This window comes from Nostoc sp. LPT, from assembly GCF_017115165.1.
GTDB lineage: Bacteria > Cyanobacteriota > Cyanobacteriia > Cyanobacteriales > Nostocaceae > Nostoc.
On the sequence record NZ_JABXKF010000144.1, the window covers coordinates 19,551 to 42,669 of the forward strand.

At 40.5% G+C, this 23,119-nt stretch carries 16 protein-coding genes and 1 pseudogene; 8 read left to right on the plus strand and 9 right to left on the minus strand.

Translation table 11 applies throughout. The features are described 5' to 3' along the window. Window positions 1-159 precede the first annotated feature (159 nt). From HWQ58_RS27325 to HWQ58_RS27335, 3 genes are all read left to right on the plus strand, one after another. Complete coding sequence (locus HWQ58_RS27325) at window positions 160-2,745, plus strand: TonB-dependent siderophore receptor (RefSeq protein WP_292869908.1); 2,586 nt, start codon at window positions 160-162, stop codon at window positions 2,743-2,745. After that, window positions 2,733-2,972, plus strand: a complete 240-nt coding sequence (locus HWQ58_RS27330) for a TonB-dependent receptor (protein WP_292869911.1) — start codon at window positions 2,733-2,735, stop codon at window positions 2,970-2,972. Before HWQ58_RS27325 ends, HWQ58_RS27330 begins: the two co-directional genes overlap by 13 nt. 421 nt (window positions 2,973-3,393) lie before the next feature. Then, complete coding sequence (locus tag HWQ58_RS27335) at window positions 3,394-4,071, plus strand: tetratricopeptide repeat protein (protein ID WP_292869914.1); 678 nt, start codon at window positions 3,394-3,396, stop codon at window positions 4,069-4,071. 415 nt (window positions 4,072-4,486) lie between these two features. On the opposite strand, the gene HWQ58_RS27340 is transcribed toward HWQ58_RS27335, so the two are convergent. Continuing rightward, complete coding sequence (locus HWQ58_RS27340; protein WP_292869917.1) at window positions 4,487-6,421, minus strand: AbiA family abortive infection protein; 1,935 nt, start codon at window positions 6,419-6,421, stop codon at window positions 4,487-4,489. 317 nt (window positions 6,422-6,738) lie between these two features. Here HWQ58_RS27340 and HWQ58_RS27345 point away from each other — a divergent pair, with 317 nt between their 5' ends. Then, window positions 6,739-7,518: a Uma2 family endonuclease gene (locus tag HWQ58_RS27345; RefSeq protein ID WP_292869920.1), complete on the plus strand. Its 780-nt coding sequence runs from the start codon at window positions 6,739-6,741 to the stop codon at window positions 7,516-7,518. A 181-nt stretch (window positions 7,519-7,699) separates the two neighbouring features. Here the strand turns inward: HWQ58_RS27345 and HWQ58_RS27350 are convergent. From HWQ58_RS27350 to HWQ58_RS27375, 6 genes and pseudogenes are all read right to left on the minus strand, one after another. Next, window positions 7,700-7,993, minus strand: a pseudogene (locus tag HWQ58_RS27350) (Uma2 family endonuclease); the annotation flags it as partial. Window positions 7,994-8,041: 48 nt separating this feature from the next. Further along, window positions 8,042-9,637 carry a DHA2 family efflux MFS transporter permease subunit gene (locus HWQ58_RS27355; protein ID WP_292869923.1) on the minus strand — a complete coding sequence of 532 codons (1,596 nt, stop codon included), beginning with the start codon at window positions 9,635-9,637 and terminating at the stop codon, window positions 8,042-8,044. 176 nt (window positions 9,638-9,813) lie between these two features. After that, entirely contained in the window at window positions 9,814-11,067 is a 1,254-nt protein-coding gene (locus HWQ58_RS27360; RefSeq protein WP_292869925.1) for an MFS transporter, read from the minus strand. A gap of 268 nt (window positions 11,068-11,335) precedes the next feature. Continuing rightward, on the minus strand, window positions 11,336-12,808 hold the full coding sequence (locus HWQ58_RS27365) for an HlyD family secretion protein (RefSeq protein ID WP_292869927.1): 1,473 nt from the start codon (window positions 12,806-12,808) through the stop codon (window positions 11,336-11,338). A 162-nt stretch (window positions 12,809-12,970) separates the two neighbouring features. Then, entirely contained in the window at window positions 12,971-13,438 is a 468-nt protein-coding gene (locus HWQ58_RS27370) for a MarR family transcriptional regulator (RefSeq protein ID WP_292869929.1), read from the minus strand. A 74-nt stretch (window positions 13,439-13,512) separates the two neighbouring features. Then, the gene (locus tag HWQ58_RS27375; protein ID WP_292869931.1) at window positions 13,513-15,171 is read right to left on the minus strand and encodes a glycosyltransferase family 39 protein; all 1,659 of its coding nucleotides are present in this window, start codon (window positions 15,169-15,171) and stop codon (window positions 13,513-13,515) included. A 137-nt stretch (window positions 15,172-15,308) separates the two neighbouring features. Between HWQ58_RS27375 and HWQ58_RS27380 the strand changes: the two genes are divergently transcribed. After that, window positions 15,309-15,953, plus strand: a complete 645-nt coding sequence (locus tag HWQ58_RS27380) for a class I SAM-dependent methyltransferase (protein WP_292869933.1) — start codon at window positions 15,309-15,311, stop codon at window positions 15,951-15,953. Between the two features lie 315 nt (window positions 15,954-16,268). Here the strand turns inward: HWQ58_RS27380 and HWQ58_RS27385 are convergent, their stop codons facing one another. Further along, a complete protein-coding gene (locus HWQ58_RS27385; protein WP_292869935.1) occupies window positions 16,269-18,890 on the minus strand; it encodes a TonB-dependent siderophore receptor in 2,622 nt (873 codons plus the stop codon). Window positions 18,891-19,453: 563 nt separating this feature from the next. On the opposite strand from HWQ58_RS27385, the gene HWQ58_RS27390 reads away from it, so the two are divergent. Further along, the gene (locus HWQ58_RS27390) at window positions 19,454-19,909 is read left to right on the plus strand and encodes an EVE domain-containing protein (RefSeq protein WP_292869937.1); all 456 of its coding nucleotides are present in this window, start codon (window positions 19,454-19,456) and stop codon (window positions 19,907-19,909) included. Window positions 19,910-20,106: 197 nt separating this feature from the next. Here HWQ58_RS27390 and HWQ58_RS27395 read toward each other — a convergent pair whose 3' ends face one another. Beyond that, complete coding sequence (locus tag HWQ58_RS27395) at window positions 20,107-20,931, minus strand: M90 family metallopeptidase (protein WP_292869939.1); 825 nt, start codon at window positions 20,929-20,931, stop codon at window positions 20,107-20,109. A gap of 275 nt (window positions 20,932-21,206) precedes the next feature. Between HWQ58_RS27395 and HWQ58_RS27400 the strand changes: the two genes are divergently transcribed. After that, on the plus strand, window positions 21,207-21,485 hold the full coding sequence (locus HWQ58_RS27400) for a hypothetical protein (protein WP_292869941.1): 279 nt from the start codon (window positions 21,207-21,209) through the stop codon (window positions 21,483-21,485). A 105-nt stretch (window positions 21,486-21,590) separates the two neighbouring features. After that, on the plus strand, window positions 21,591-23,066 hold the full coding sequence (locus tag HWQ58_RS27405) for a matrixin family metalloprotease (protein ID WP_292869943.1): 1,476 nt from the start codon (window positions 21,591-21,593) through the stop codon (window positions 23,064-23,066). The last annotated feature ends 53 nt before the right edge of the window (window positions 23,067-23,119 follow it).

Below are 23,119 nucleotides of genomic sequence, written 5' to 3' on the forward strand. Positions count from 1 at the left end.
CTTTGTTGATATAGATTTTCAATTGCTTTAAGTCTTTGCTGTGGAAAGTGGATTGCGAGATTCCCGACTTCTACCCTCCGGGTGTCTACAAGAAGTCGGGAATCTAACTGCCTGTAACCCCGCACAAAGCAAGCAGCATCATTAAGTGTGAGGATGAAGATGAAATCGATAATAGTGCTAAAACACCTGTGGCTCATAGGTACAGTTTTTGTTGTTTTGACAACTTCTGCATTTGGTGCGGAACAACCAGAAGTTAAACCAAAAAAAGAAATTCCTCAACTCAGTGAGATCCAGTTTCCGTCAAGAAGTGTACGGGAGCTAGTTCAGTCGCCAACACCCAACACGTCGCCAGCAAATGCAGTCATTGAAGTTACCGAAGTCAAGGCAAATCCTAGTGACAAAGGTGTGGAGGTGATTTTACAGACAGCCAAAGATCAACAATTGCAATTAGTAAACCGCAGTGCTGGCAATAGCTTTATTGTTGATGTTCCCAACGCACAATTACGTTTACCCAGTGGCGATGCATTCACATTCCGTTCTGAAAAACCAATAGCAGGTGTTACTGAAATAACGGTAACAAACTTTGATGCCAATACCATCCGAGTCACAGTGACGGGTGAGATAGCGTTACCACAAGTCGAGTTGTATGACAGTCCAGACGAGGGTCTTATCTTTTCTGTGGCAAGTGCAGCATCCTCCACACCACCGCAGCAGCCACCTCAAACGCCACCAACCAGTGAAACCCAAACAGAGAAACCTTCATCTGAGGGTGATGAGCCGATTGAGTTGGTGGTGACGGGAGAACAGGATGGGTATCGCGTGCAAAATGCTACGACTGCAACAAGGACAGACACCCCTTTGCGCGATATTCCCCAATCGATTCAGGTCATACCGCGACAGGTGCTAGAAGATCGCAACGTGAGAAGTCTGACTGAGGCAGTGGAAACAGTTAGTGGCGTTACCAGTGCAGATACTGTATTTAACGCACCTGGAGGCAGCTATACTATCAGAGGATTTGAACAAGCAGGAAATTTCCGAAATGGCTATCGAGATGTAGGTAGTTATGGTCTGACACCAACTGCATCGATCGAGCGAGTGGAAGTTTTGAAAGGGCCTGCCTCGGTTTTGTTTGGAGCAGTAGAACCCGGTGGAATCATCAACGTTATCACTAAACAACCCCTCAGTGAACCCTATTACAATCTTGAATTTCAGGCAGGAAACCGTGACTTATATGAATCCAGTATTGATTTTTCAGGCCCATTGAATGACGATAAAACCCTGCTCTATCGCTTAAACGCCAGCTATGAAAGTTCAAACGGGTTTCAAGATTTTGTCACCTCACATTTGACTACGATCGCACCCTCAATCACTTGGAAATTGGGAGATAGGACAGACCTAAATCTATATTATGAATCTACTAAATTCAATGGGATTCCTGAGAGTTTCGCGACTGCTTTCAGCGATAATACCTTCAAGCTGCCTCGAAGTCGTTACTTAAGTTACCCTCTTGATGGGCAACATTATACCAGTCAAAAATATGGCTATACGCTAAACCACAAGTTTAGCGATAACTGGCAGCTCCGTAATAATTTTTCTATAACTGCTTTTAACGCTATCGAGGAGTATACGGTACCAACGAATCTAGTGGATGATCGTTTCTTAGAGCAATTTGCCGCAAGACGTAACTACATGGTAGACAACTATTTTGGACAGATCGACTTGGTTGGTAAGTTTAATACAGGCTCGATTCCACACCAACTAGTATTAGGCTTTGATGTCAACCGCAATGTGATAATTTATAATCCTACTTCTCTCTCTGTGCCTGCTCTAGATGTCTTCAACCCAAACTACAATATTCCAATCACTACTCTTGAGACTTCTACTAGCTATAGGACTGTTCAATCTTATGGGTTCTACCTTCAGGATCAGATTAGCTTTCAAGATAACCTGAAGTTACTGATTGGCGGGCGTTTTGATTGGATTTCACAAAAAAGTGCCATAGACCAACCAGAACAGAATGATAATGCGTTCAGCCCCCGAATCGGGTTGGTGTATCAGCCCAGCAAATCTGTTTCTCTCTACGCCAGTTACAGTCAATCTTTTAACCCTAACTCAGGATTGAACGGTGATGGTAGCCAGTTCGAGCCAACTAAAGGAACCCAATATGAAGCGGGCATTAAAGCTGACTTTCTAGAAAACAGACTTTCGACAACATTGGCAGTCTATCAAATCACCAAGACGAAGATTACAACAGACGATCCCAATAACGATGACCCTAATTACTTAGTTCAGATAGGAGAGGTAAGAAGTCAGGGGATTGAGTTGGATATCACAGGTGAGATTTTACCAGGGTGGAAGGCGATCGCTTCCTATGCTCATACCAATGCAGAAGTCACCGAGGATAACTTGATTTCTGTAGGCAATAGATTAGAGGATGTACCAAAGAATCAAGCTAGCCTTTGGACAACCTATGAACTCCAAAATGGTGATTTCAAGGGTTTGGGATTAGGTCTGGGGCTGTTTTATGTAGGTGCGCGGGCGGTAGATTTAGATAACTCATTTGAAATCCCCGATTACTTGCGTACCGATGCGGCGATTTACTACCGTAGAGATGCTTTAAAGGCTGCTATCAATATCCGTAATCTATTTGATACAGAATATTTCGTTGATAGCAATGGAACAAGAGCAAGGGTGAAAACAGGTGCGCCCTTTACAATCATCGGTTCTATCAGTTGGGAGTTTTAACTCGCTCTCCTGTGGGCAATCGGCTGAATAATTTGCCGCAACACAGTTTTAAGCTCTGGACAACCTACGAAATTCAACGAAGTCCGTTGCAAGGCTTTGGGGTTGGTACGAGATGCTTTTTTGTAGGCGATCGCCAGGGAGATTTAAACAAGGGAACTCCAAAAAATAAATTATCCCAATTTCTAGACTCAACACGACTGTTCCTCCCCCTGCAAGAACTGCCCTAAATACGTTCGCGTAGCGTCCCGCAGGGATGGGATATTTTTTTAATTGAAAGTCCCCAACACATTTACTGTATCCAGCTATTTCCGCACAGATGCTGCCCTCTTTTATAAGCGAGATAGATTCTGGGCACAGGTCAATTTCAGGAATCTATTCAACGTTGACTATTTTGAGAATGCCTCTAGTCGGTTGGGGGGTTAACGCTGGTGAGGCATTCACGGTGCTGGGAATGATTTCGTGGGAGTTATAGGTAAAAAACAATCAAATAAAAGCAACTGATTCCCAGTCTGTTGCTGACAAGTGCAATGAACAACTACTGTAATCTAGTGTTGAATTTAATTTGACACGTTTGTTGGTGCGTTAGGCATTTACTAACGCACCTCAATTTATCATGATAATCAGGACATTATTAAGGCATTGAGGACAATGAAACTGAAAAAGCAATACAAATCAGTATTTGTTCAACCTCTTAGCTGCATGATGCTGAGTATCATAACTGCAATTGGCATATCATCATCAGTATTAGCAGTGACGGGAATTTCTCTGCATTCGCCAGAACAGTCTGCACAGAGACAACCACAAAAAATAGCACAAGCTTCGGGTACGGATGCACCAGAGCGATCGCAACTCCTGCAACAAGCCAATGCTTTATTTAGTCAGGGAGACTTAACAGGTGCAGAGGAAAATTTACGCAAATTAATTAAAAAGTTCCCAGAAGACGCCTTTGGACACTTTCAGCTAGGAAATGTGCTTTTTCAGCAAAAGAAACCAGAAGATGCAATTAGTTCCTATCGAGAAGCCATTCGCCTCCGCCCAAAATACGCTTTAGCTTACAATGCGAGCGGTATGGTTTACGCAAGTCAAAGTCGCTGGGAAGAAGCCATTACTGAATATAAAAAAGCTCTGGAAATTAATCCTAATTATGGCGAAGGGCTGACTAATTTTGCACTGGCATTGTGGCAAACAAATAAAAAAGATGAGGCGCTATCTTCTTTAGAAAAAGCTTTAAAGATTTTCAAAGAACAGAATAGAGGTGAAAAAGTTAACCAAGTCGAAAGAATTTTAAAAGAGATCAAAACTGCTGATGAGCCTGGTGTTTCATAAAGATCATATTATTTCGCGTTAGAGAATCGAAGTATGTCTGATAACTTGCAGTAAACAGCTTAATCTAGTATCTTTTCATGCAAAGATGCAAAGTTTTGTTGCATCTTTGCTGTTTTGATATAAAAGTGCAAAAAGAGATTATAAAAGTAAGTAGATTGGGTAATAATAATCTGACATCATATCATGTCCGTTCAAATACCCGTCATTGCGCTCGCCCTTGGCGTTCTCGTAGGGTACGAAGTGAAGGAATCGCAGAGTCATTGTGATTCTTTCTCTACAAGACGCTCCGCGAACGCTCCACTTCATTCCACTCGCAATGACATATTAGGGGTAATTTGGAGGACATCATATCAAAGAAATTTTTGACTTTTTTACAAGTAAGCAAAGGGTACAATCATTAAAAACTTTAGACTACTCATGGCGAACATAAAAGTATTTTTAAGCACTGACCAACAGCATTACGATATTTTATGTATTCGTCTTTTGTAACTCCCCAAGCAATATTTTGCTCAGAACCAGGATGTGAGACTGTATTCCGATTCCTCCTGTCAAAAAGGTTACGTGTATCTATGCAAATATCATGCGGTACACCTGTAAATGCAAGGTATTTAACAGCATGTTCTGCATTATAATCTTTATTTTTATTTGTATTATTTTTGTCAATTAGCATACAAATACCGTGAATTTCATTAAGTAAATGGTTAAGTGCAACCGAATAAGCTCCTATTTTTTCATTAAATACACGCAGACGTATTTGTTCTATAATATGTGGTTGTGACATAAGAATATTTATTTGTGTGGCTGATAACTGATAGTATCCAGGAGCATCTGATACTATTTTAGATTCTTCATAAACACTGGCGATATGTCTAAATGAATCATTATATTTTAATTTTTTAAATAATACTTTATTTTTATTTTTAAAATTTGTTTGGCATAAAAACTTTATTATTAGATGTACATCTCTCGTCGTTAAATTTTTTTTATTTTGCAAAAATAATACAAATTTACTTAAAGTTTTTTGGTTTTTTGAGATTATTAAAATAATTTCCTGTGGCATAACTTTCACTAAATCAAAATTAAAATTTGTGAATGTTAGTTCTATTTTATCTTGAATTTCTTGTTTGCTTAAAAGCTGATTTACAGAGTTATCATATACTTCTTTTAGTATTTCTTCTTGAAGAGAGCCATCAGAACCAAGTGAAACATCAATACTTGATGTTTTTAATTTTTCAATTTCATTAAAAATGTTGTCTATTTTATTTTCTGGAGTTTCTTCACTTTCATCATCATGGGCATAATACTCAGGTGATACTTTCTTCAAAACTTTTAATAGTTCTTCCTTTTGATTTGAATTATTAAGCCAGTAAAGTCGAGTTTTTGTGTTGAGCTTAAGCCCTAACTCGTAATGTAGTATATCAGATATATGCGAGGTAATAGAGTCAGTTATAGTTTCTTGCTGCTGTTTATCTGTATTAATTGAAAAATTAATACAGATAAATATATCATCAACAAATCTAATAATTTTATGCTCTTCTATTAAGTTAGAATATTTACAAATTTCTGTATCAATAACTAAATCACTAAAAATTAGATAAATATGACCTAATAAACCAGAGATGATGTCATTATCAGATTGAGGAATACCACCTTTATTACTTGATATAAAGTTAAAATAAAATTTTATTTGCTCTTTTGTTGACGTATCAAAGCGTAATTCTTCTTTAAGACTTGGCTTGGAAAATCTATCAATTTTATCAAGCAAAACTAGAATATCAACATTATCAAAGTAGTTTTGAATATCGAATTTAATAACAATTTTGTTGTCAGCATTATTATTTATCTGTTGTCTAATATCCTTTTTGAAGTTTTTGTAATAAGGTTTGTAAAAAGTTGTTTCATATTTTATTACTAAACTATGATTGGTGAAATTTAAATTGCCTCCATAGTAACAGTTTAGGCGGTCATTTTTTTTTACATAGCCTTGTAGTAGCTCTTGGGATAATTTGAGCAAATAAAGACCTAATGAATAGTATAAAATCCGCATAGGATAGGTAAAAAATTTATAATTACGAAGACCAAGGTGAGATTTAGGAATAACATAATCATAAAAAGCAAATTCACGTTCTAAACCGTAAAAAAGATTGTTTGCAACTCTCTGTTTAAAGTATTTTTGTGTGCCCAGTGCAGTCCCTCTTGAAGCTACTTGCTTATAGTAGAACATACTCAATGTATTGTAGTGCTGATTCTTGTCCATCTGTTTAATCTGAAAATCTAACAAGTTTTTAGCTTGCTGCCATAAATCGAAGTCTAAAAAATAACCTAACTGAGACGGGCTAAATTGATTCATTGGTAGCTATATTTACTACTTTAAGTGTTCAAATTTTATCAAAAATACTAACTGCTATATATTGATATTAAGCATTTATTATACCAATTTAAAAAAAAAGCGGCTTTTAATACAGTAATTCCACAATACCTGTGTATTGATAGCTTTCTCCTGAACTACTCAGTACTTTAGGTATTAAACCAAAATATAATCCTATGGCAAATTACTTAGTTTTTTTGATAATTGCCTGTATTTAAAAATGCTTTTCAAGGTTCATGTATCATTCTAGGATAGAAACACTACTACAATAAAAGTCAGACAAACCTTTGTTAAAGCCTATGACTTCCTTATCGGCATTAACTTTACCTGACCATACCCAGTTACCAGACTCAGACGGTACATTCGTGAAAAACTGGCAAGAGCATCCTCAAAGTATCTTGCTCACTGACTCGATTACACCTGTTTTAGAGGAACTTCATCCTGATAGTCAATATTGTATTGGGCAAGATTTAGGTATCTACTGGCGATTGACAGATCCTCCAGAGAAAGGGGCTGAAGCACCAGACTGGTTTTATGTATCCAATGTACCACCGACCCTTGAAGGTAAAACGCGGCGTTCTTATGTGCTGTGGAAAGAGTACGTCGCGCCCTTGATTGTGATTGAGTTTGTCTCTGGAGATGGTTCAGAAGAACGAGATAACACACCGCCATCTCAAGGGGAAGGTGGAAATGTTGGTAAATTTTGGGTTTATGAGCAGGCAATTCGAGTCCCTTATTATGGGATTTATGAAGTAGCAAAAGCGCAAGTGGAAGTTTACCATCTAATTGATAATACCTATCAACTGATGAAACCCAATGAACGGGGACATTACCCAATTGCTCCTATGGGGGTAGAGTTAGGAATCTGGCAGGGTTTGTATCAAAATGCAGAGTTACCTTGGCTGCGGTGGTGGGATGCACAAGGAAATTTATTGTTAACAGGTTATGAACGCACGGAAGTTGAGCGACAAAGGGCGGAAGTTGAGCGACAAAAGCGGCTCTTAATTACAGAGAAGTTGCGTACTCTGTCTCCTGAACAACTCAACGCTTTAGGAATTGACCCAGAAATGTTGGATTAAGGAAAATCTCGATATCAATAATTTAATAAAGTTGTTTCTTGGTTAGCACTGCTGTTATTTTGGGTACTCTTATCTTGTAAAGGGTTTTTAGATAGACACAAAATTTCTATGGCGACTGCACCAAGAATTGAGTCTAGTAATCTGAGCATAGCTGATCTATTCAGAGAGTTTTATTCAGTAAATATTCAAATTCTTTATCTCGTATATCACAAGTCACCATCACATCAGGATAAAAATAGCGATTTATGACCTCAATTTGTGCTTTCATGCCTAACATATAGACACGGCAACCACTACCCCAGAGATGGTTTCGTAACAGCATAGATACATTCATGCTAACTGTAACATGAGCATCATTTGCCCCTGCCATTGCGTAGACTTGCACATCAATATACTCGTGTTTGATTTCACTTACTTTCTCGCCTTCTAAATATTCTTCTGGGGAGATATAGTACTCACTTTGGCTAATGACCATTTTAGTACCTTAGTAGTTTTATTAAACATTTTAACTGATACAACAAATCTAATGGGCGACAGCGCCACCAGTTGGCTTCACCTTTTTGAGGAATAAAATAGCAATTCCACTAACTAACAAAGCAATGCCAATAAAGTAGAAACAATCGTTAAAAGCCATCACAAATGCTTCCCGGCGGACTATGTTGGATATAGATGCGATCGCTTGATTTTTTGCTGTACTTAAATCTGCTCCGCGACTAATAAAATACTGCGTCATTTGGTCAATTCGCTGTTGAGTTTCTGGATTATATAAAGATACTCCATCACCCAATATATTTGAGTGAAATTGCTCTCTATTTGCTAATAAAGTCGCTAAAGAAGCAATTCCAATAGAACCGCCCAGATTCCGCATCATATTAAATAAACCACTTGCTGAACCTGCTTCTTTCGGACTCAAACCAGCAGTAGCAATAGAACTAAGCGGCACCATAATTAGGGGTTGTCCCATTGCACGCACAAATTGCGACCAGCGTAATTGATCTAATCCTGTTTCATTAGTCATTCCAGAGTTCATAAATGCACTTATAGAAAATAAAGCTACACCAAAAGCTACCATGAAACGCACATCAATACGTTGCATCAATTTTGGTATGAGGGGAATAATAAATAGTTGGGGAATACCAGCCCAAATCAATACTTCACCAATTTGCAGAGCATTGTATTTTTGAATTTGGGCGAGATACAACGGTAAAATATAAATTGAACCATACAATCCTACTCCCAGTGACACATTGACAATACTGGCTAATCCAAAGTTCCGCCTAAGTACAAGCCGTAAATTAATAAATGGTTGTTTACGAGTTAATTCTATAAAGAAAAATATCGCCAAAAAAATTACCGCAATCACACTTAAGCGCACAATTAACGCTGAACCAAACCAATCTTTGCGGCTACCTTCTTCTAAAACAATTTGTAGAGAACCTAACCCAATAGCCATCGCAATAATTCCCCACCAGTCACCTTGTTTGAGTAAATTAATTTGGGGTTTTTCTTGCTTAATTCCATACCAAACACCAGCCAGCATTAATGCCCCTGGAATTACATTTATATAAAAGTTGTATTCCCAACCAAAATTTTCGGTTAACCAACCTCCTAATGTTGGGCCAATTGAGGGTGCAAAAACTGCACTAAACCCAAATGCAGCTAACCCAACTGATTGTTTTGATTGGGGTAAAGTTGTTAAGACAACTGTCATAGCTGTAGGAATTAATACTCCTCCGCTAAAACCTTGTAAGGCGCGAAAGAAAATCATGGAATTAAGATCCCATGCCCAACCACAGCAAATAGAAAAGAAGATAAATAGTGCAGTATTGACTAATAAATAACGTTGCAGAGAAAATACTCGTGACAACCATCCTGTTAGAGGAATTACCACAATTTCTGCGACAAGATACGCGGTAGAAATCCAAGAACCTTCTTCGAGAGTTGCTCCTAAACTTGCTTGAATATCTTGCAGCGAAGCATTAGTTATTTGAATATCTAATACCGCCATAAATGCACCAAGCATACTGGCTAATACACCAATCCAGGTTTTTAGCGGTACACGCTCTGGTGGTAAAGCAGGATTTTGCCCTTGCTGACGAATTACACCTGTATTAACCATAACTTTGTTCCATTTTCAAGGTTAAGTAGCAAAAAATGTTCTTATTAAATCTTATATCAACATGTTCTTTGCCTCTGCGTGAGCTTGAATCAGCAACCCTAAAAATTAAAAAATAATTGCTATAGAAAGCTCCATTAAGGTAAATATAAATTTCACTGCGGTTATTTATCTTAAAATTATTGAGTCGTAATAATCCCCTTTTGCTCATAAATTGGACGCATTATTTTTCTTAAAGCAGGCAACTGTCTGCTAAAAATAATTGACCCTAAAATACAAGCTATCCCATCAATCATTAAAGTGTTAGGAGCGCCAATATGACTTGCTAAAAAACCTCCTAATAAATTACCCACGGGAATCATCCCCAAAAATGACATTGTATATAAGCTCATCAATCGCCCGCGTTTATCGTCTTCGACAATGGTTTGTAAAAATGTATTGCTAGCAGCAATCTGGAGAATTGTTCCTAAGCCAACGAATAACATTGTAAATAAAGAAAGTGGTAAAAATCGAGACAAAGAAAAGCCGATTAAACCAGTACCTAAAATTGCTGGAGCTAAGGCAATCAATTTGCCAATTCCTAAGATTGTTTGGCGCGTAGCTAGATAAATACCACCAGTTAAGGCTCCAACTCCAGATGCCGCCATCAAAAATCCCAAGGTTTCTGCACTACCTTTGAGGACTTGTTCGGCAATAACTGGCACGAGAATAGTGTTTTGCAGTCCCATGAGGCTGACTAAAGCTGATAGCAATAAAATGGAGCGAATGGGTGAGAAGCTAAAGGCATATACAAATCCCTCTTTGACTTTTTGTAAGGGATTACCGTCAGTTACCGAATTTTTCCAAGGTTTAACTTTCATCGCCAATAAAGCGGCGATTACAGCAACGTAGCTCAAACCATCAATTAAAAAACAATAACCAGTTCCAACGCCAGCAATTAATAAACCGCCGATCGCAGGGCCAATTAATCGTGCACCGTTGAACATCGTTGAATTGATAGCGATCGCATTGGCTAAATCTTCTCTACGTTCAACCAATTCGGGCACCAAAGCTTGACGGGCTGGCGCATCTAAGGCGTTAATAAATCCTTGAAACAAGCTCAAAGCGATGATATGCCATACCTGAATCACACCAGTTAACGCCAGCGCTGCTAATGTTAATGATTGAATCATCGCCAAGACTTGCGTACCAATTAAGGTACGATACCGAGAAAAGCGATCTACAAATACTCCGCCAAAGGGAGCTAAAAAAAAGTTAGGAATTTGACTCGAAAATCCCACAACTCCTAGCATTAATGGGGATTTTGTCAAGTCATAAACTAGCCAAATTGTGGCAAGTTGCGTCATCCACGTCCCAATTAGGGAAATACCTTGCCCAGCAAAAAACAGCTGGTAGTTTCTTGACCTTAAAGCAGGTAGTAGCGATTTTTTCATATCAGGCTTGTTTTATACCAATCTGCTTTCATAGATATCATCTCACCTCATCTCTATACGCCTCTCTATAGATGTAGGAGAATGTCATAAGCAGAAAGAGGTTTTTCATCTGTTTGCAGGCAATTTCGTATTAATGATGTCCGGTTGATTACTTACTAAACCCCAAGAACCCCACCCCGCCAAAGCTACGCTTTGTCTCCCCTCCGCGCAGGCGGGGAGGGGCTGGGGGTGGGGTTCTTTTATTATGGGTAATTTGGGGAACATGATATTACTTGACTTCCACCGCAACTTCCGCAGACATCCCAGGAGTAATCCGCGATTCGTATCCTTGAATGCTCTTTTGGTCGAAAACTACTTTTACTGGGATGCGCTGCACAACTTTAGTAAAGTTACCTGTAGCATTATCCGGTGGCAATAAGGCAAACTGAGCGCCGGAAGCAGGGGAAATACTGTCAACACGACCAATAAAGGTGTGATGAGGGAAACTATCCAGCTTGATCTCTACTGGCTCTCCTGGACGCATCTTTTCTAATTGGGTTTCTTTGAAGTTTGCAATTACCCAATAGTTGTTATCCACGATCGCCATTAATGGTGTTCCCACTGCAACTCTGTTACCAACTTCGACGTTTTTTCTACCTACCCGTCCAGCGCTGGGGGCAGTAACATTGGCATAAGATAGTTGCAATTGTGCGTCTTTCAGCGATGCTTCTGATTGCGCGATCGCCGCTTTTGCCGCTTCGTATTGGCTACGTTTGACTGTGGTATCTTGTCCGCCTGCGGTAGCTTGTTGCAATCCTCCCTTAGATGCTGCCAATTTAGCTTGGGCGTTGGTGACATTTTCTTGCGCTTGTGCTAACTGAGACTGGGCTTTGGCGACACCAACTTTGGCGGAGGCTAACTGGGCTTGGGCTTGTTGTACTCCTTGAATCGCGGCATTTTTCTGTGCTTTGGCTACATCATAAGCAGCCTTGGCTGTGTCTAGTTGCTGACGAGGAATCGCACCTGTTTTATACAATTCGTTATAACGATTGTAATCTGCTTGGGCTTTTTCCAAATTCGCGTTTGTTTGCGCTACCTGCGCTTGGGCGGCGGGAATCCCAGCTTGGGCTTCTTGTACTGCTGCAAGGGATGCGGGAATCCCAGCTTGAGCTTCTTGTACTGCTGCTTGGGCTGTTGAAATTGCTGCTACTGCACTACTGACATCTCCTTGCGCTTGAGTTGTTTTACCAGTAGTGGTTTGTGAACTCAAAGCAATATTTGCTTGGGCGGCTTGCGCCTGACCACGAGCATTTTCTAGGGCTGCTTGTGCCTGTTGCACCTTACTTTCATAGTCCCGTGGATCTAACTTCACCAACAATTGTCCCGGTTGCACCAGTTGGTTATCATTCACTAGCACCTCATTTATAGTTCCAGGAATGCGGCTACTAACTTGGTGAATATTTCCCTCAACGGTGGCGTTGTCTGTTTCCTGGTGGGTGGAGGCGTATTGCCAGTAGTGAAAACCAAAAGTACTTGCGGCGATCGCACCCACACCTAATCCTGCCAAAATTAAACCAGTCGGTCTTTTGGGCTTCGGTTTCGCTGGAACTTCTTTCTCGATCTCAGGAGTTACAACAGGTGCTTCTGCTGTTGCGGATGTCTGTGTAGTAGCAGTTTCTAAAGTCTCTAAATCAGGAATCACTTCTTTTTCTAAAATTATGGTCTTGTGTCCGTTGCGTCCGTTCAAGGTATTAGCACCCATTATTATTACCTCGCTTGCTCGTTCAATAATTTGATTGATAGTCGTTTATTTAGAATGCGTAGTTTTTTCTGAAAAAAATTCTTATTTCCTTAGTATGCGTACTATTATCTCAAAACATATCTTTACATTGCCTCCCCCAGTCGGGTGATTATAAAATCATCTTTAAGAGAGGTTAGCGATCGCCCGATTCAACATTTGGGAAAACAGTTCTCGGTCAGCAAAGGAAATACCGTCCATCGCTTCATCACGCACGGCTGCGGCGATTGGCGGCAAAACAGCTTCTAGTTCCTTACCTGCATCTGTGAGCCAAATTCGCCAGATGCGGCGATCGTTAGTGTCCCGTTCTCGACGCACCAAGCCGCGTTCTTCCATCCGATCTAGTACGCCTGTTAAAGTCCCTCCCACTTGTTTGAGTTTGTCCCCAATACTAGAAGTAGGTAAACCATCTTCTTGCCAAAGACAGCACAACACCAACCAGTGAAATGGCGTCAGTCCAAAGGGTTCTAGCCTCTCAGTAAACTTGCGACTCAGCAGTTGTGAGACTAATTTGATTCTGTAGCCCAAATTGTATGGTGCCAGATTTTGCTGCCACGACTCTAAAAGTGGGGAGTGATTAGATGTAGAAACCATTTAAGATAATACTTAGTGTACGTACTATTATAACTAGATTGATATTATTTAGCAATATTTGCTTTGCATCTATCTTAGGGAAGAACTTGAATCAACTGGTACTCTTTTACTGTACCAAGAACGTGGTGAGTCCGAGATAATTTAGGGGACTGGTCAGTATAGATTAAAGCATAGCTCAAAGCTGGTACTTGGGAAATAGAAACTACTGCTTGGGGACGAATAGAAAGATAGAAATTAAGCAGTACTTGGATTTTCTGGTCTATTTGCACAAGGTAGATCGGATGAGATTGGATAATTGAAGCGATCGCACTTTGTTGTAAAAAAGTTCTTAAAACAGGATTATAGTCACTTAACAAACCGATGCTACCCATCGTTGCCAAAGTCAGCCAACAGGTAATTAACCATCCTGCAATCCAGTAACGGGCTGTGAGAAACTTCTTGCCAAAGTGGTAACGACTAATCCACACCACAGGTAAAATTAACCAACCCAACCCCATAGCCAAACCAATAGTTGCATACTTGCGGATGTCAGAACCAGCGTAACTAATAGCGACAGTACTAGCTATTACAAGAAAAACACCGAATCCACCAAAGCCATAACTGAGGTTTCGAGAAAGATTATTCCTTGCAAAAAAGTTCAATATATTTTTTTTACCTTTTTGAAGAGGAAATTGTGGGTGAATTCCTGTCTGGTAAATATTGCCTAACCAGCTTAAACCCACAGATGCTAACAAAGCTATAAACGGATAAAGGCAAAGACTATAGTGAGGTAAACGAGTGCTAAAAACACTAAGTTCTACAAATAAGACAAGTGGAAAACCAACTAATATTAACTGGTAAAGAGGAATGGGACGACGGACAGTTAAAAACAAACCTAAAAGTCCGAAAAAAGCCCAAGGAAATGCTTTTAAAGGAATATTCCATACATAGAATAGCGGCCCATTATGCTCCCGATCTTCAGAACCTAGCTGCACAACAAACTTGAGCAACTCCTCAAAACTCTGATTTCCATAGTGCAGCCAGCTTAACCACAGCCAAATGCCAGTGGGTATTAAACCTACGAAAAAGCCTAGATATAAAATTGGATTAGTAAGATGACGATGACGGTGATGTTCCCAAATTAAATAAGGTAATAAAGCGATAATTGGCAAAAAAATCATAAAGCTTCTGACTAAGAAGCCTAAACCTAAACTTAAACCAGCTAGAAAACTCCAAAAATAGTGATGTTTAGGATGTAATTCTGTTTTTATTAAACAGAAAATAGCTAAAAGTACCAAGAAAATTATTGGTACATCAGGCGTACTTAAGCGAGAGTATTGTAGCCAAAGAAATTCCACACTTAAAATTGCAGTAGCTAGCCAAGCTAATTTTTTGCCTAGCATAATTTTGCCAATTTCATACACCAGCCATAAGCTAAAAATGCTAGCAATCATACTAGGAAGACGCGCACTAATATCACTGATCCCAAACAACTTGTAGAAACTGGCAATTAACCAATAAGACCCAGGTGTTTTATGATGTGCCCTTTCCCAAGAAGTTATCCAATTACCAGAATCAAACATCAGACGGGCACGCGAAGCGTAAAGGGCTTCATCATGTGCCATCAGGCTATTGTGCCCAGAAGTAAATAATAATAAGGGTAGCATCCAAAGGAACAAACTTAAATAGGGTAACGATTCTACCAGGCGGCTTTTTCGCCAAATATGCTGCCAGAAGTGTAGTTTATGGAACATTGAATTGATAAAATTGAATGTTGCTATTTAGACTCGTTTAAGTATCCTGTTGTTATTAAAATATGTTACATAGTGATTGTTGAAAAATACTTGAAATTGCCACATTTTTCCGAAAAAGTTCTCCCAAATAGAGATTTATGCAGTTAAGACCGAATCAACGCCTGAAATTAGATGACACAGACGATAAGCTGTTCTATGCCTATCCTCGCTTCGTTACCCATGTGGATGAAGGATTTATTCAACAGCTAACAGATTTATATCGCGATCGCCTCAAACCCAACACCCGCATTTTTGATATGATGAGCAGTTGGGTGTCTCATCTGCCAGAAGAGATGGAGTTTGACCATGTGGAGGGACACGGACTCAATGGTGAGGAATTAGCACGTAATGCCCGCTTAAATCATTACTTTGTGCAAAATTTTAACGAAAATCCCCAGCTACCTTTACCAGATGAAGATTTTGATGCTGTTCTCAACTGCGTATCTGTGCAATATGTGCAATATCCAGAAGCAGTATTTTCCGAAATTTACCGCATCCTAAAACCCGGTGGTGTTGCAATTATCAGCTTTTCTAACCGGATGTTTTTTGAAAAAGCGATTCAAGCTTGGCGAGAGGCTTCAGAAGCACAGCGAGTGGAATTAGTCAAAGAGTATTTTGCCTCAGTTCCAGGATTTACAACCGCAGAAGTTATAGCTCATAAATCAACATTACCGAATTTATTACAGTGGTTGGGTGCAGCTGGAGGAGATCCGTTTTATGCCGTCATAGCTTACCGCAGTTAAGTCAAATATTCACTAGTGCAGCTTGGCAGCCGTCGGCTGCTACAAACTCTCCCCAATGGAACAATTAAAGAGTAGGAACACCCTAAGATTTACTACAACTTGCTTTAATCCGTGAAGTTTTTGGCGTAGGTTCAACAGTAGAAACCGACCCAAATAATGGTAAGTTACACATCAAGACTTCTCGGTTTAGCTCTAAGCAGTGCTGAGAACGGAGAATTAAGTTGTTGACTATAATTTCCAGTTCCTCTAGAGAAAAAGTGAATGCTCTACGCTTCTATCCTCACGGATAGAAGCGTAGGATGCCAGGGGGTTTGCTCAAAACTGCCAGGAAATTGTGCCCTGTATTCTCAGGGGATCGCCAGGTATAATCCGATTCACGTTTTGTGCAGAGACAAAATAATCAGTGTCGAACAAATTCTTGATATTGATCGCAGCCCGGTAATTGTCCCGCTTATAATAAATAGCTGCATCTGTGCGTACATAACTAGGTAACTCAACCGTATTGGCTAAGTCAGCTTGCCGAGCTCCATAGTAAAAAGCTCCTAAACCGAAGCCTAATCCTTTTAAACTGCCGGATTGAATTTCGTAAGTTGTCCATAGATTGAGCGCATGTCTCGGCACATTATTCAGTTGATTACCCACTGTCGATGGATTGTCTCTTGTGATTTCTGCATCAGTGTAAGCATAACCAGCAATGATGTTCCACCCTGGCAAGATTTCGCCAGATATATCAAACTCAATCCCACGACTGCGCTGTTCCCCAATTTGAATAGTTCGTTGTGGATTATTTGGATCTTCGGCTGAGAGATTGGTGCGAGTCAAATCATAAAATGCCAAGGTTGTAGCTAATCGGTCAGTCAAATCTGCTTTAACCCCGATTTCATACTGCGTTCCTCGCTCCGGTTCAGGTAGGGCGGCACCGAATGCAGATGTCGCTTGATTGAATGAACGGCTATAGCTGGCGTAGAGTGAGATCGGTTGAATAGGTTGGTAAACAATGCCAACACGAGGGCTAAAAGCTTCTGTTTGCTTAAAGTCGGTTGTCTGGTTCAATAAATCCTGAAACTCTTGATTGGCAATATCAAAGCGTCCACCCAAAAGTAGTTTGAAGTTTTCTGCTAGGGTAATTTGATCCTGAAGGTAAAAACCTAATTGTTGCGCCGTATTTTTGATATCAAAATCTGGAAGACTAGCTTCTGTAGCAGTTCTATACACGGGATTGAAAACATTGAGAGGAGTCGTGTCATTAAAAAGAGCTTTGGAATTAGTATCAGTTTTGCTCAGGTTAAATCCAGCGACTAGCTCATGCTTGATACTACCTGTTGTCAACTTAGCGACCACATAATTGTCTAGATTATAATTATTTTGATCGTAGTCAAAATTCTCAACGCCTCTTTCCAAGGTACGCAAATCATCTTGTAATCCCAAAGAAGCCACAAGATCTCGTCTTAGGCGAAACAAAGAAGTCTGAAAAACGCTCCGCGCTTGCCAGCTATCGCTAAAGCTATGTTCAAAATTATAGCCAATCCGAAATACACCGTTAGACGTGTCATTAAAATTAGGCTCGCTCACAGAACGATTACGAGGAATTTTGCCATTGGGGTTAGGCAGTATGCTTCCCCGTGCGGGTATCCCAAAATCATAGGGTCCCTCTATAAGGGAATAGCTTGCTTCTAGGGTCAGCTTTGTTCTATCACTAATTTGCCAGCTTAAAGTAGGTGCAATTAGATATTGCTGTTGCTCATAGAAATCAATAAAGCTTTCGTTCGTTCCAGCAGAAGCATTCAGGCGATACAACACCGTTTTACTGTCATTCAACGGACCGGATAAATCAATTGCACCGCTATAGGAATTGTAGCTACCAACAGAAGTTTCTACGAAGTAGAACGGATCGCGTAATGGTTGCTTTGTTACTAAGTTGACCCTGCCGCCAAGTCCACCTTGACCGAACAGAACCGAAGCGGGTCCTTTGAGGACTTCAACCCGATCAATATTTGAGCCAAACCCGACACCCAGGATTGAACGGTCTTGTACCCCATTAAGTAGAATATCTGCACCAGCATCAAAGCCCCGGATTTTGATGATATTGAGAGGATCGCGAGGGCTTCGACTTCCTACCACGACACCCGGCGCATTTTTTAACACTTCTGTTAGGCGAGTTGCTTGCTGGTCTTTAATGACCTGTTGCGGTATGACCTGAATCGACTGGGGAATATCACGCAACGGTGTGTTGGTTCTCGTAGCAGATGAGGTATCAAGAACGCGATACCCATCTTGTTCACCCGTCACCACCAACTCAATCGGTTCATCCTGCTGTGCTGTGGGTTCCTCCGGTTTTGTCTCATTCATTGGCTTCTTTGGTGGCTGCATCGCAGTTGCAGCAGACACTACCCCAAAAACCAAACCTGCATCATCATCAAATAACTCAACCGTTGGTAATGCTGTTTCACCTGTCACTGTCACCCGGATAGTATTTGCATCGAGATTCGTAACTGTTATCTCAGTAATTTCCGGAAGTGGTTTTTCGGAACGAAATGTGAAAGCATCACCATTGGGTAAACGGAGTTGTGAGTTAGGTATATCAGCAATAAAGTTATTACCAGTACTGCGATTTGTGATTTGCAGTTGCGCCCCAATGGATGTCTGTAAAATCACCTCTACACCTTTTTCAGTGGGAGTAGCTTTAACTCCCGTAATCTGCACAATTTCTGATGAGGGTGCTGGCGACTGCACTCTTCTTTGGGCGCTAGTCTGGGGATGCTCTATCTCACTGATCTGGCGAATATCTCTAATTGACCTGGAATTGCGTAGTACCGATGCGACAGATTTACTTTGTACCTCTTGCCTGGGTATTTCTTGAGCAGTGGCGCTCATTGCACTCCAAAACGAAACAGAACTTGCTAGTAAGAAAATTTTCGATAACTGCTTTGGCTTCATTTACTACTCCACACACCCGTCACCATCATCTGACTGAAAAGAATGTCACTAAGGCAGCAAATAGCTGAATTATTGAGATAAATTACTATCAACTTAAAAACAAATATTACAACTAATCGATAATTAATTGCAAATGATTATCAGCTTTTCTTCACAAAGGGAGTTGAATAATCCCAAAACAATCTCTGAATATGGCGAGTGTTTAGCTATTTTATTCAGCAATCTACATTCGTTAAAATTTAGCTAAGATGATGAGCATATTTGTCAAGAGGTTTGGAACATGAAATTTTTTTGTTGGCAGATGACTCCCAATACTTCTCGGTTAAGGACAAAAGCAAGGTAAAGTGATAATTGTTCTCCGAGAAGTGCGATCATAAAAACTGGTGCAGCTAAAAGATTTCTCCTTAATTACGCCAAGGTTAGAAGCAGGATTAATATTCAAAGCGATCGCCAAAATCTTTGTCAATAAACAAGACTTAATGAGAACGTTTTAGATTCTATTGAGAATGAACTGTTTTTATTGACATAATGCGGTCGCCCTAATATATACATAATTTGTGTAGATGAATTATTGGCTAATGAAATCAGAACCAGAAGCCTATAGTATTGCTGACCTTCAACAGCAGAACGAGACTATCTGGGACGGTGTTCGCAATTATCAAGCTCGTAACTTTTTGCGCCTTATGGATGAAGGAGACTTAGCTTTTTTCTATCACTCCAGCACTAATCCTCCCGTTATTGCTGGGTTAATGCGTGTAGTGAAAAAAGATATTGCTGACCCGACCCAGTTTGAGCCAGAAAGTAAATATTACGACCCGAAATCAAGTTCCGAATCCCCTCGGTGGCAAACAGTTGTAGTGGAATTTGTTGAGACTTTTTCTAAGCCCATCTTGCTATCAATACTCAAAGAAGAGTTTAGCGCTGAAGAGTTTATGTTGGTAAGACAAGGAAATCGGTTATCGGTGATGCCTGTCCCTGAAGCAGTAGCTTTGAAAATTCTGGCGATGAAAACCTCCTAGTTAAAATAATTCGTAATTCGTAATTCGTAAAACATTTTGAAGGAAGGTTGATTAACTGGAGATAATGTGATTTATTCTTACCTACTTACAGCAGATTTCAAGGAAAGTGAGATACACAACGATTCGTCTATTATCTAGGTAGAAAACGTGTTTTACTCCTGAATTCAGAATTCACAATTCTGAATGCTGTATTTAGTTCACATCCATTGCACAGGATCTAATTGATAATAACGTTGCAGTTGCTCATAAAGTGCCGGATGCTTAGACAGCAATTGGTGTGGTTTCTCAAAGAATGTCTCAGTCGCTACGGCGAAAAATTCTGCGGGATTCGTTGCGCCATAGCTATCCATTACCGTATTTACACCTTGCAGAACATCATTACAAAGTTGCTGATATGCTTCTGTCATCACTTTAGCCCAAATAGGATAGTCTGAATTGCGTTGCAGTATCGGAACTCCTTCAGCTTTACCATCTTCTTGATCCAATTGATGGGCGAATTCATGAAGCACAACGTTACGTCCATCTCTCCAGTTATTAATGTCTTGTTTCACCTGTTCCCAAGACAGTACTACTTGGTCATTTGTCCATGATTCTCCCAGTCTCGCCACACGCCTTTCTTCAACAACATATTTTCCGACAGAAATAGTTTCTTGAACAAAATAAGCGTTGGGATACACCAGAATTGAACGAAGTCTGGGGAAGTACTGCCCACGTTCATTTAATAGAAGTAAACAAGCGACAGCCGCAAGAGTCAGTTTCATTTCCTCTGTCACCTGTAATCCTCTACAGCCAATAAATTGCTTTTCTGCTAAGAACACTTGAATATGTCCCTGAAGTCGTCTGATTTCATCGGGAGAAAGACAGGGATAAATGGGAAAATTATTCTCAATAATGGCACTCCAAAGTGGTGGAAAAGGACGATGTTTGAGCCGATTTCTTCGCCTTTTTACTAAAATTGGATTGAGTAAAATCCCAGCGATAATCAGCCCAATTATCAGAAAGAAAACTATTATTTTAACCATTGACTTTTCAGCAGCTTACATATTGAATTCACTGCTAAGCAGAAAATCTAGAATAATGTTAACGTGAGTTCGACGGTTATAAAAGGCAAAAAGCTTGCTAAACATGAAGCGTGGGAAACTGGGCAGTAAAGAGCGATGCCTGCGGCGACCCAAAAGATTTGCCAGCACTACCTTTTGCCATTTTTTAGTTCTGTCGAACTCACGTTATTTTAATATTCATTACCCAGTAACAACACTTAAGGTTGTTCAAATCAAAAGCAATTCGGAGAAAAGCGATGGGTAGTCCTAAAAAAGTAAATATTACTATTGAACCAGCACTAGAAGACTACGCTGATTCTGATATTCTTTTTCCAGATAATATTACTAATTCGGAGATATCTATTAGTTCGCCCGATCATTTCATTTTTACTGATAGTTCAAATGGATATCTCCAACTATGGAATTTAAGAACACAGCAGGTAACGAAAACCGAGAGCAAAACCTTTGCTACCCCAATAACAATTGATGCAAAGTCACTTGACAAATTCCAAGAACCTTTTAATTTTTTTCCATAAAAAAATCCTGATCCTATCTACCCCCCAGGAGAGACAATCACTGAACCAGAATTTTTCTTCAAGAGTAGCTTCAAATGGCCACAACCTGAAGGTAAAAACACCCCAGTGACCATTACTTATAGCTATAGTAACCTACTCAATGGTAATCTCCCTGGCGGTCTTAGCAACGCAGAAATTACAGAAATCATAACAGAGGCACTAGGACTGTGGTCGAAATATGCCCCCCTAAATTTTGTAGAAGTTCCTGATAGTGGTCCTGCTCCCTCTGACTCTTCTTACAGTGCAGGGAGTTATCCTCAAATCCGCCTTGGGACTAACTATATTGATGGTAGTGGTGATGATAGTGGTAACATCTTAGCTTATACTTATCCTCCCTACTCAACGACTGACGGTTTAGCAGGTGACATACATTTTGATAGTAGCGAAACTTGGAACCCAAGCCTTCCTGGTGGCTTTGACCTTCTGGAAGTCGCAGTCCATGAGCTTGGTCACGCCCTAGGCGTCCGTCATGAATCGGCTCAAACAGCGATTATGAATCCTGACTATGGCGGTCGCTATTCGGGACTTGGAACTGCTTTCCTCTTTCAAGACGACATTAATGGCATACGAGACATTTATGGAACTCGAGACTTGCTCAGCGCACAGAGATGGGGGACTGGTCAAGGTGGATTTTGGGATACTCAACAATGGCTAAGTGGTGATTTTAATGGAGATGGCAAGGATGATTTGGCTAAAGCCTTCAACGATGGGGGTCTAGCCAGTATTGATGTTCACCTGTCTAGCGGCAGTGACTTCCTCCCCCAGAGATGGGGGACTGGTCAAGGTGGATTTTGGGATACTCAACAATGGCTAAGTGGTGATTTTAATGGAGATGGCAAGGATGATTTGGCTAAAGCCTTCAACGATGGGGGTCTAGCCAGTATTGATGTTCACCTGTCTAGCGGCAGTGACTTCCTCCCCCAGAGATGGGGGACTGGTCAAGGTGGATTTTGGGATACTCAACAATGGCTAAGTGGTGATTTTAATGGAGATGGCAAGGATGATTTGGCTAAAGCCTTCAACGATGGGGGTCTAGCCAGTATTGATGTTCACCTGTCTAGCGGCAGTGACTTCCTCCCCCAGAGATGGGGGACTGGTCAAGGTGGATTTTGGGATACTCAACAATGGCTAAGTGGTGATTTTAATGGAGATGGCAAGGATGATTTGGCTAAAGCCTTCAACGATGGGGGTCTAGCCAGTATTGATGTTCACCTGTCTAGCGGCAGTGACTTCCTCCCCCAGAGATGGGGGACTGGTCAAGGTGGATTTTGGGATACTCAACAATGGCTAAGTGGTGATTTTAATGGAGATGGCAAGGATGATTTGGCTAAAGCCTTCAACGATGGGGGTCTAGCCAGTATTGATGTTCACCTGTCTAGCGGCAGTGACTTCCTCCCCCAGAGATGGGGGACTGGTCAAGGTGGATTTTGGGATACTCAACAATGGCTAAGTGGTGATTTTAATGGAGATGGCAAGGATGATTTGGCTAAAGCCTTCAACGATGGGGGTCTAGCCAGTATTGATGTTCATACTTTGATTTAGGTGGTATTGAGTTAAACTGAGCCGCCCCATCATCAGCGCGGCTTAGTTTAACT

Excerpts from the sequence above, each read along its gene's own strand:
- HWQ58_RS27380 (WP_292869933.1), top strand. The coding sequence starts at position 15,309 with ATGCAGTTAAGACCGAATCAACGCCTGAAATTAGATGACACAGACGAT.
- HWQ58_RS27365 (WP_292869927.1), bottom strand. The coding sequence starts at position 12,808 with ATGGGTGCTAATACCTTGAACGGACGCAACGGACACAAGACCATAATT.
- HWQ58_RS27355 (WP_292869923.1), bottom strand. The coding sequence starts at position 9,637 with ATGGTTAATACAGGTGTAATTCGTCAGCAAGGGCAAAATCCTGCTTTA.
- HWQ58_RS27400 (WP_292869941.1), top strand. The coding sequence starts at position 21,207 with ATGGGTAGTCCTAAAAAAGTAAATATTACTATTGAACCAGCACTAGAA.
- HWQ58_RS27385 (WP_292869935.1), bottom strand. The coding sequence starts at position 18,890 with ATGAAGCCAAAGCAGTTATCGAAAATTTTCTTACTAGCAAGTTCTGTT.
- HWQ58_RS27375 (WP_292869931.1), bottom strand. The coding sequence starts at position 15,171 with ATGTTCCATAAACTACACTTCTGGCAGCATATTTGGCGAAAAAGCCGC.
- HWQ58_RS27370 (WP_292869929.1), bottom strand. The coding sequence starts at position 13,438 with ATGGTTTCTACATCTAATCACTCCCCACTTTTAGAGTCGTGGCAGCAA.
- HWQ58_RS27390 (WP_292869937.1), top strand. The coding sequence starts at position 19,454 with ATGAATTATTGGCTAATGAAATCAGAACCAGAAGCCTATAGTATTGCT.
- HWQ58_RS27395 (WP_292869939.1), bottom strand. The coding sequence starts at position 20,931 with ATGGTTAAAATAATAGTTTTCTTTCTGATAATTGGGCTGATTATCGCT.
- HWQ58_RS27360 (WP_292869925.1), bottom strand. The coding sequence starts at position 11,067 with ATGAAAAAATCGCTACTACCTGCTTTAAGGTCAAGAAACTACCAGCTG.
- HWQ58_RS27345 (WP_292869920.1), top strand. The coding sequence starts at position 6,739 with ATGACTTCCTTATCGGCATTAACTTTACCTGACCATACCCAGTTACCA.
- HWQ58_RS27340 (WP_292869917.1), bottom strand. The coding sequence starts at position 6,421 with ATGAATCAATTTAGCCCGTCTCAGTTAGGTTATTTTTTAGACTTCGAT.
- HWQ58_RS27335 (WP_292869914.1), top strand. The coding sequence starts at position 3,394 with ATGAAACTGAAAAAGCAATACAAATCAGTATTTGTTCAACCTCTTAGC.
- HWQ58_RS27325 (WP_292869908.1), top strand. The coding sequence starts at position 160 with ATGAAATCGATAATAGTGCTAAAACACCTGTGGCTCATAGGTACAGTT.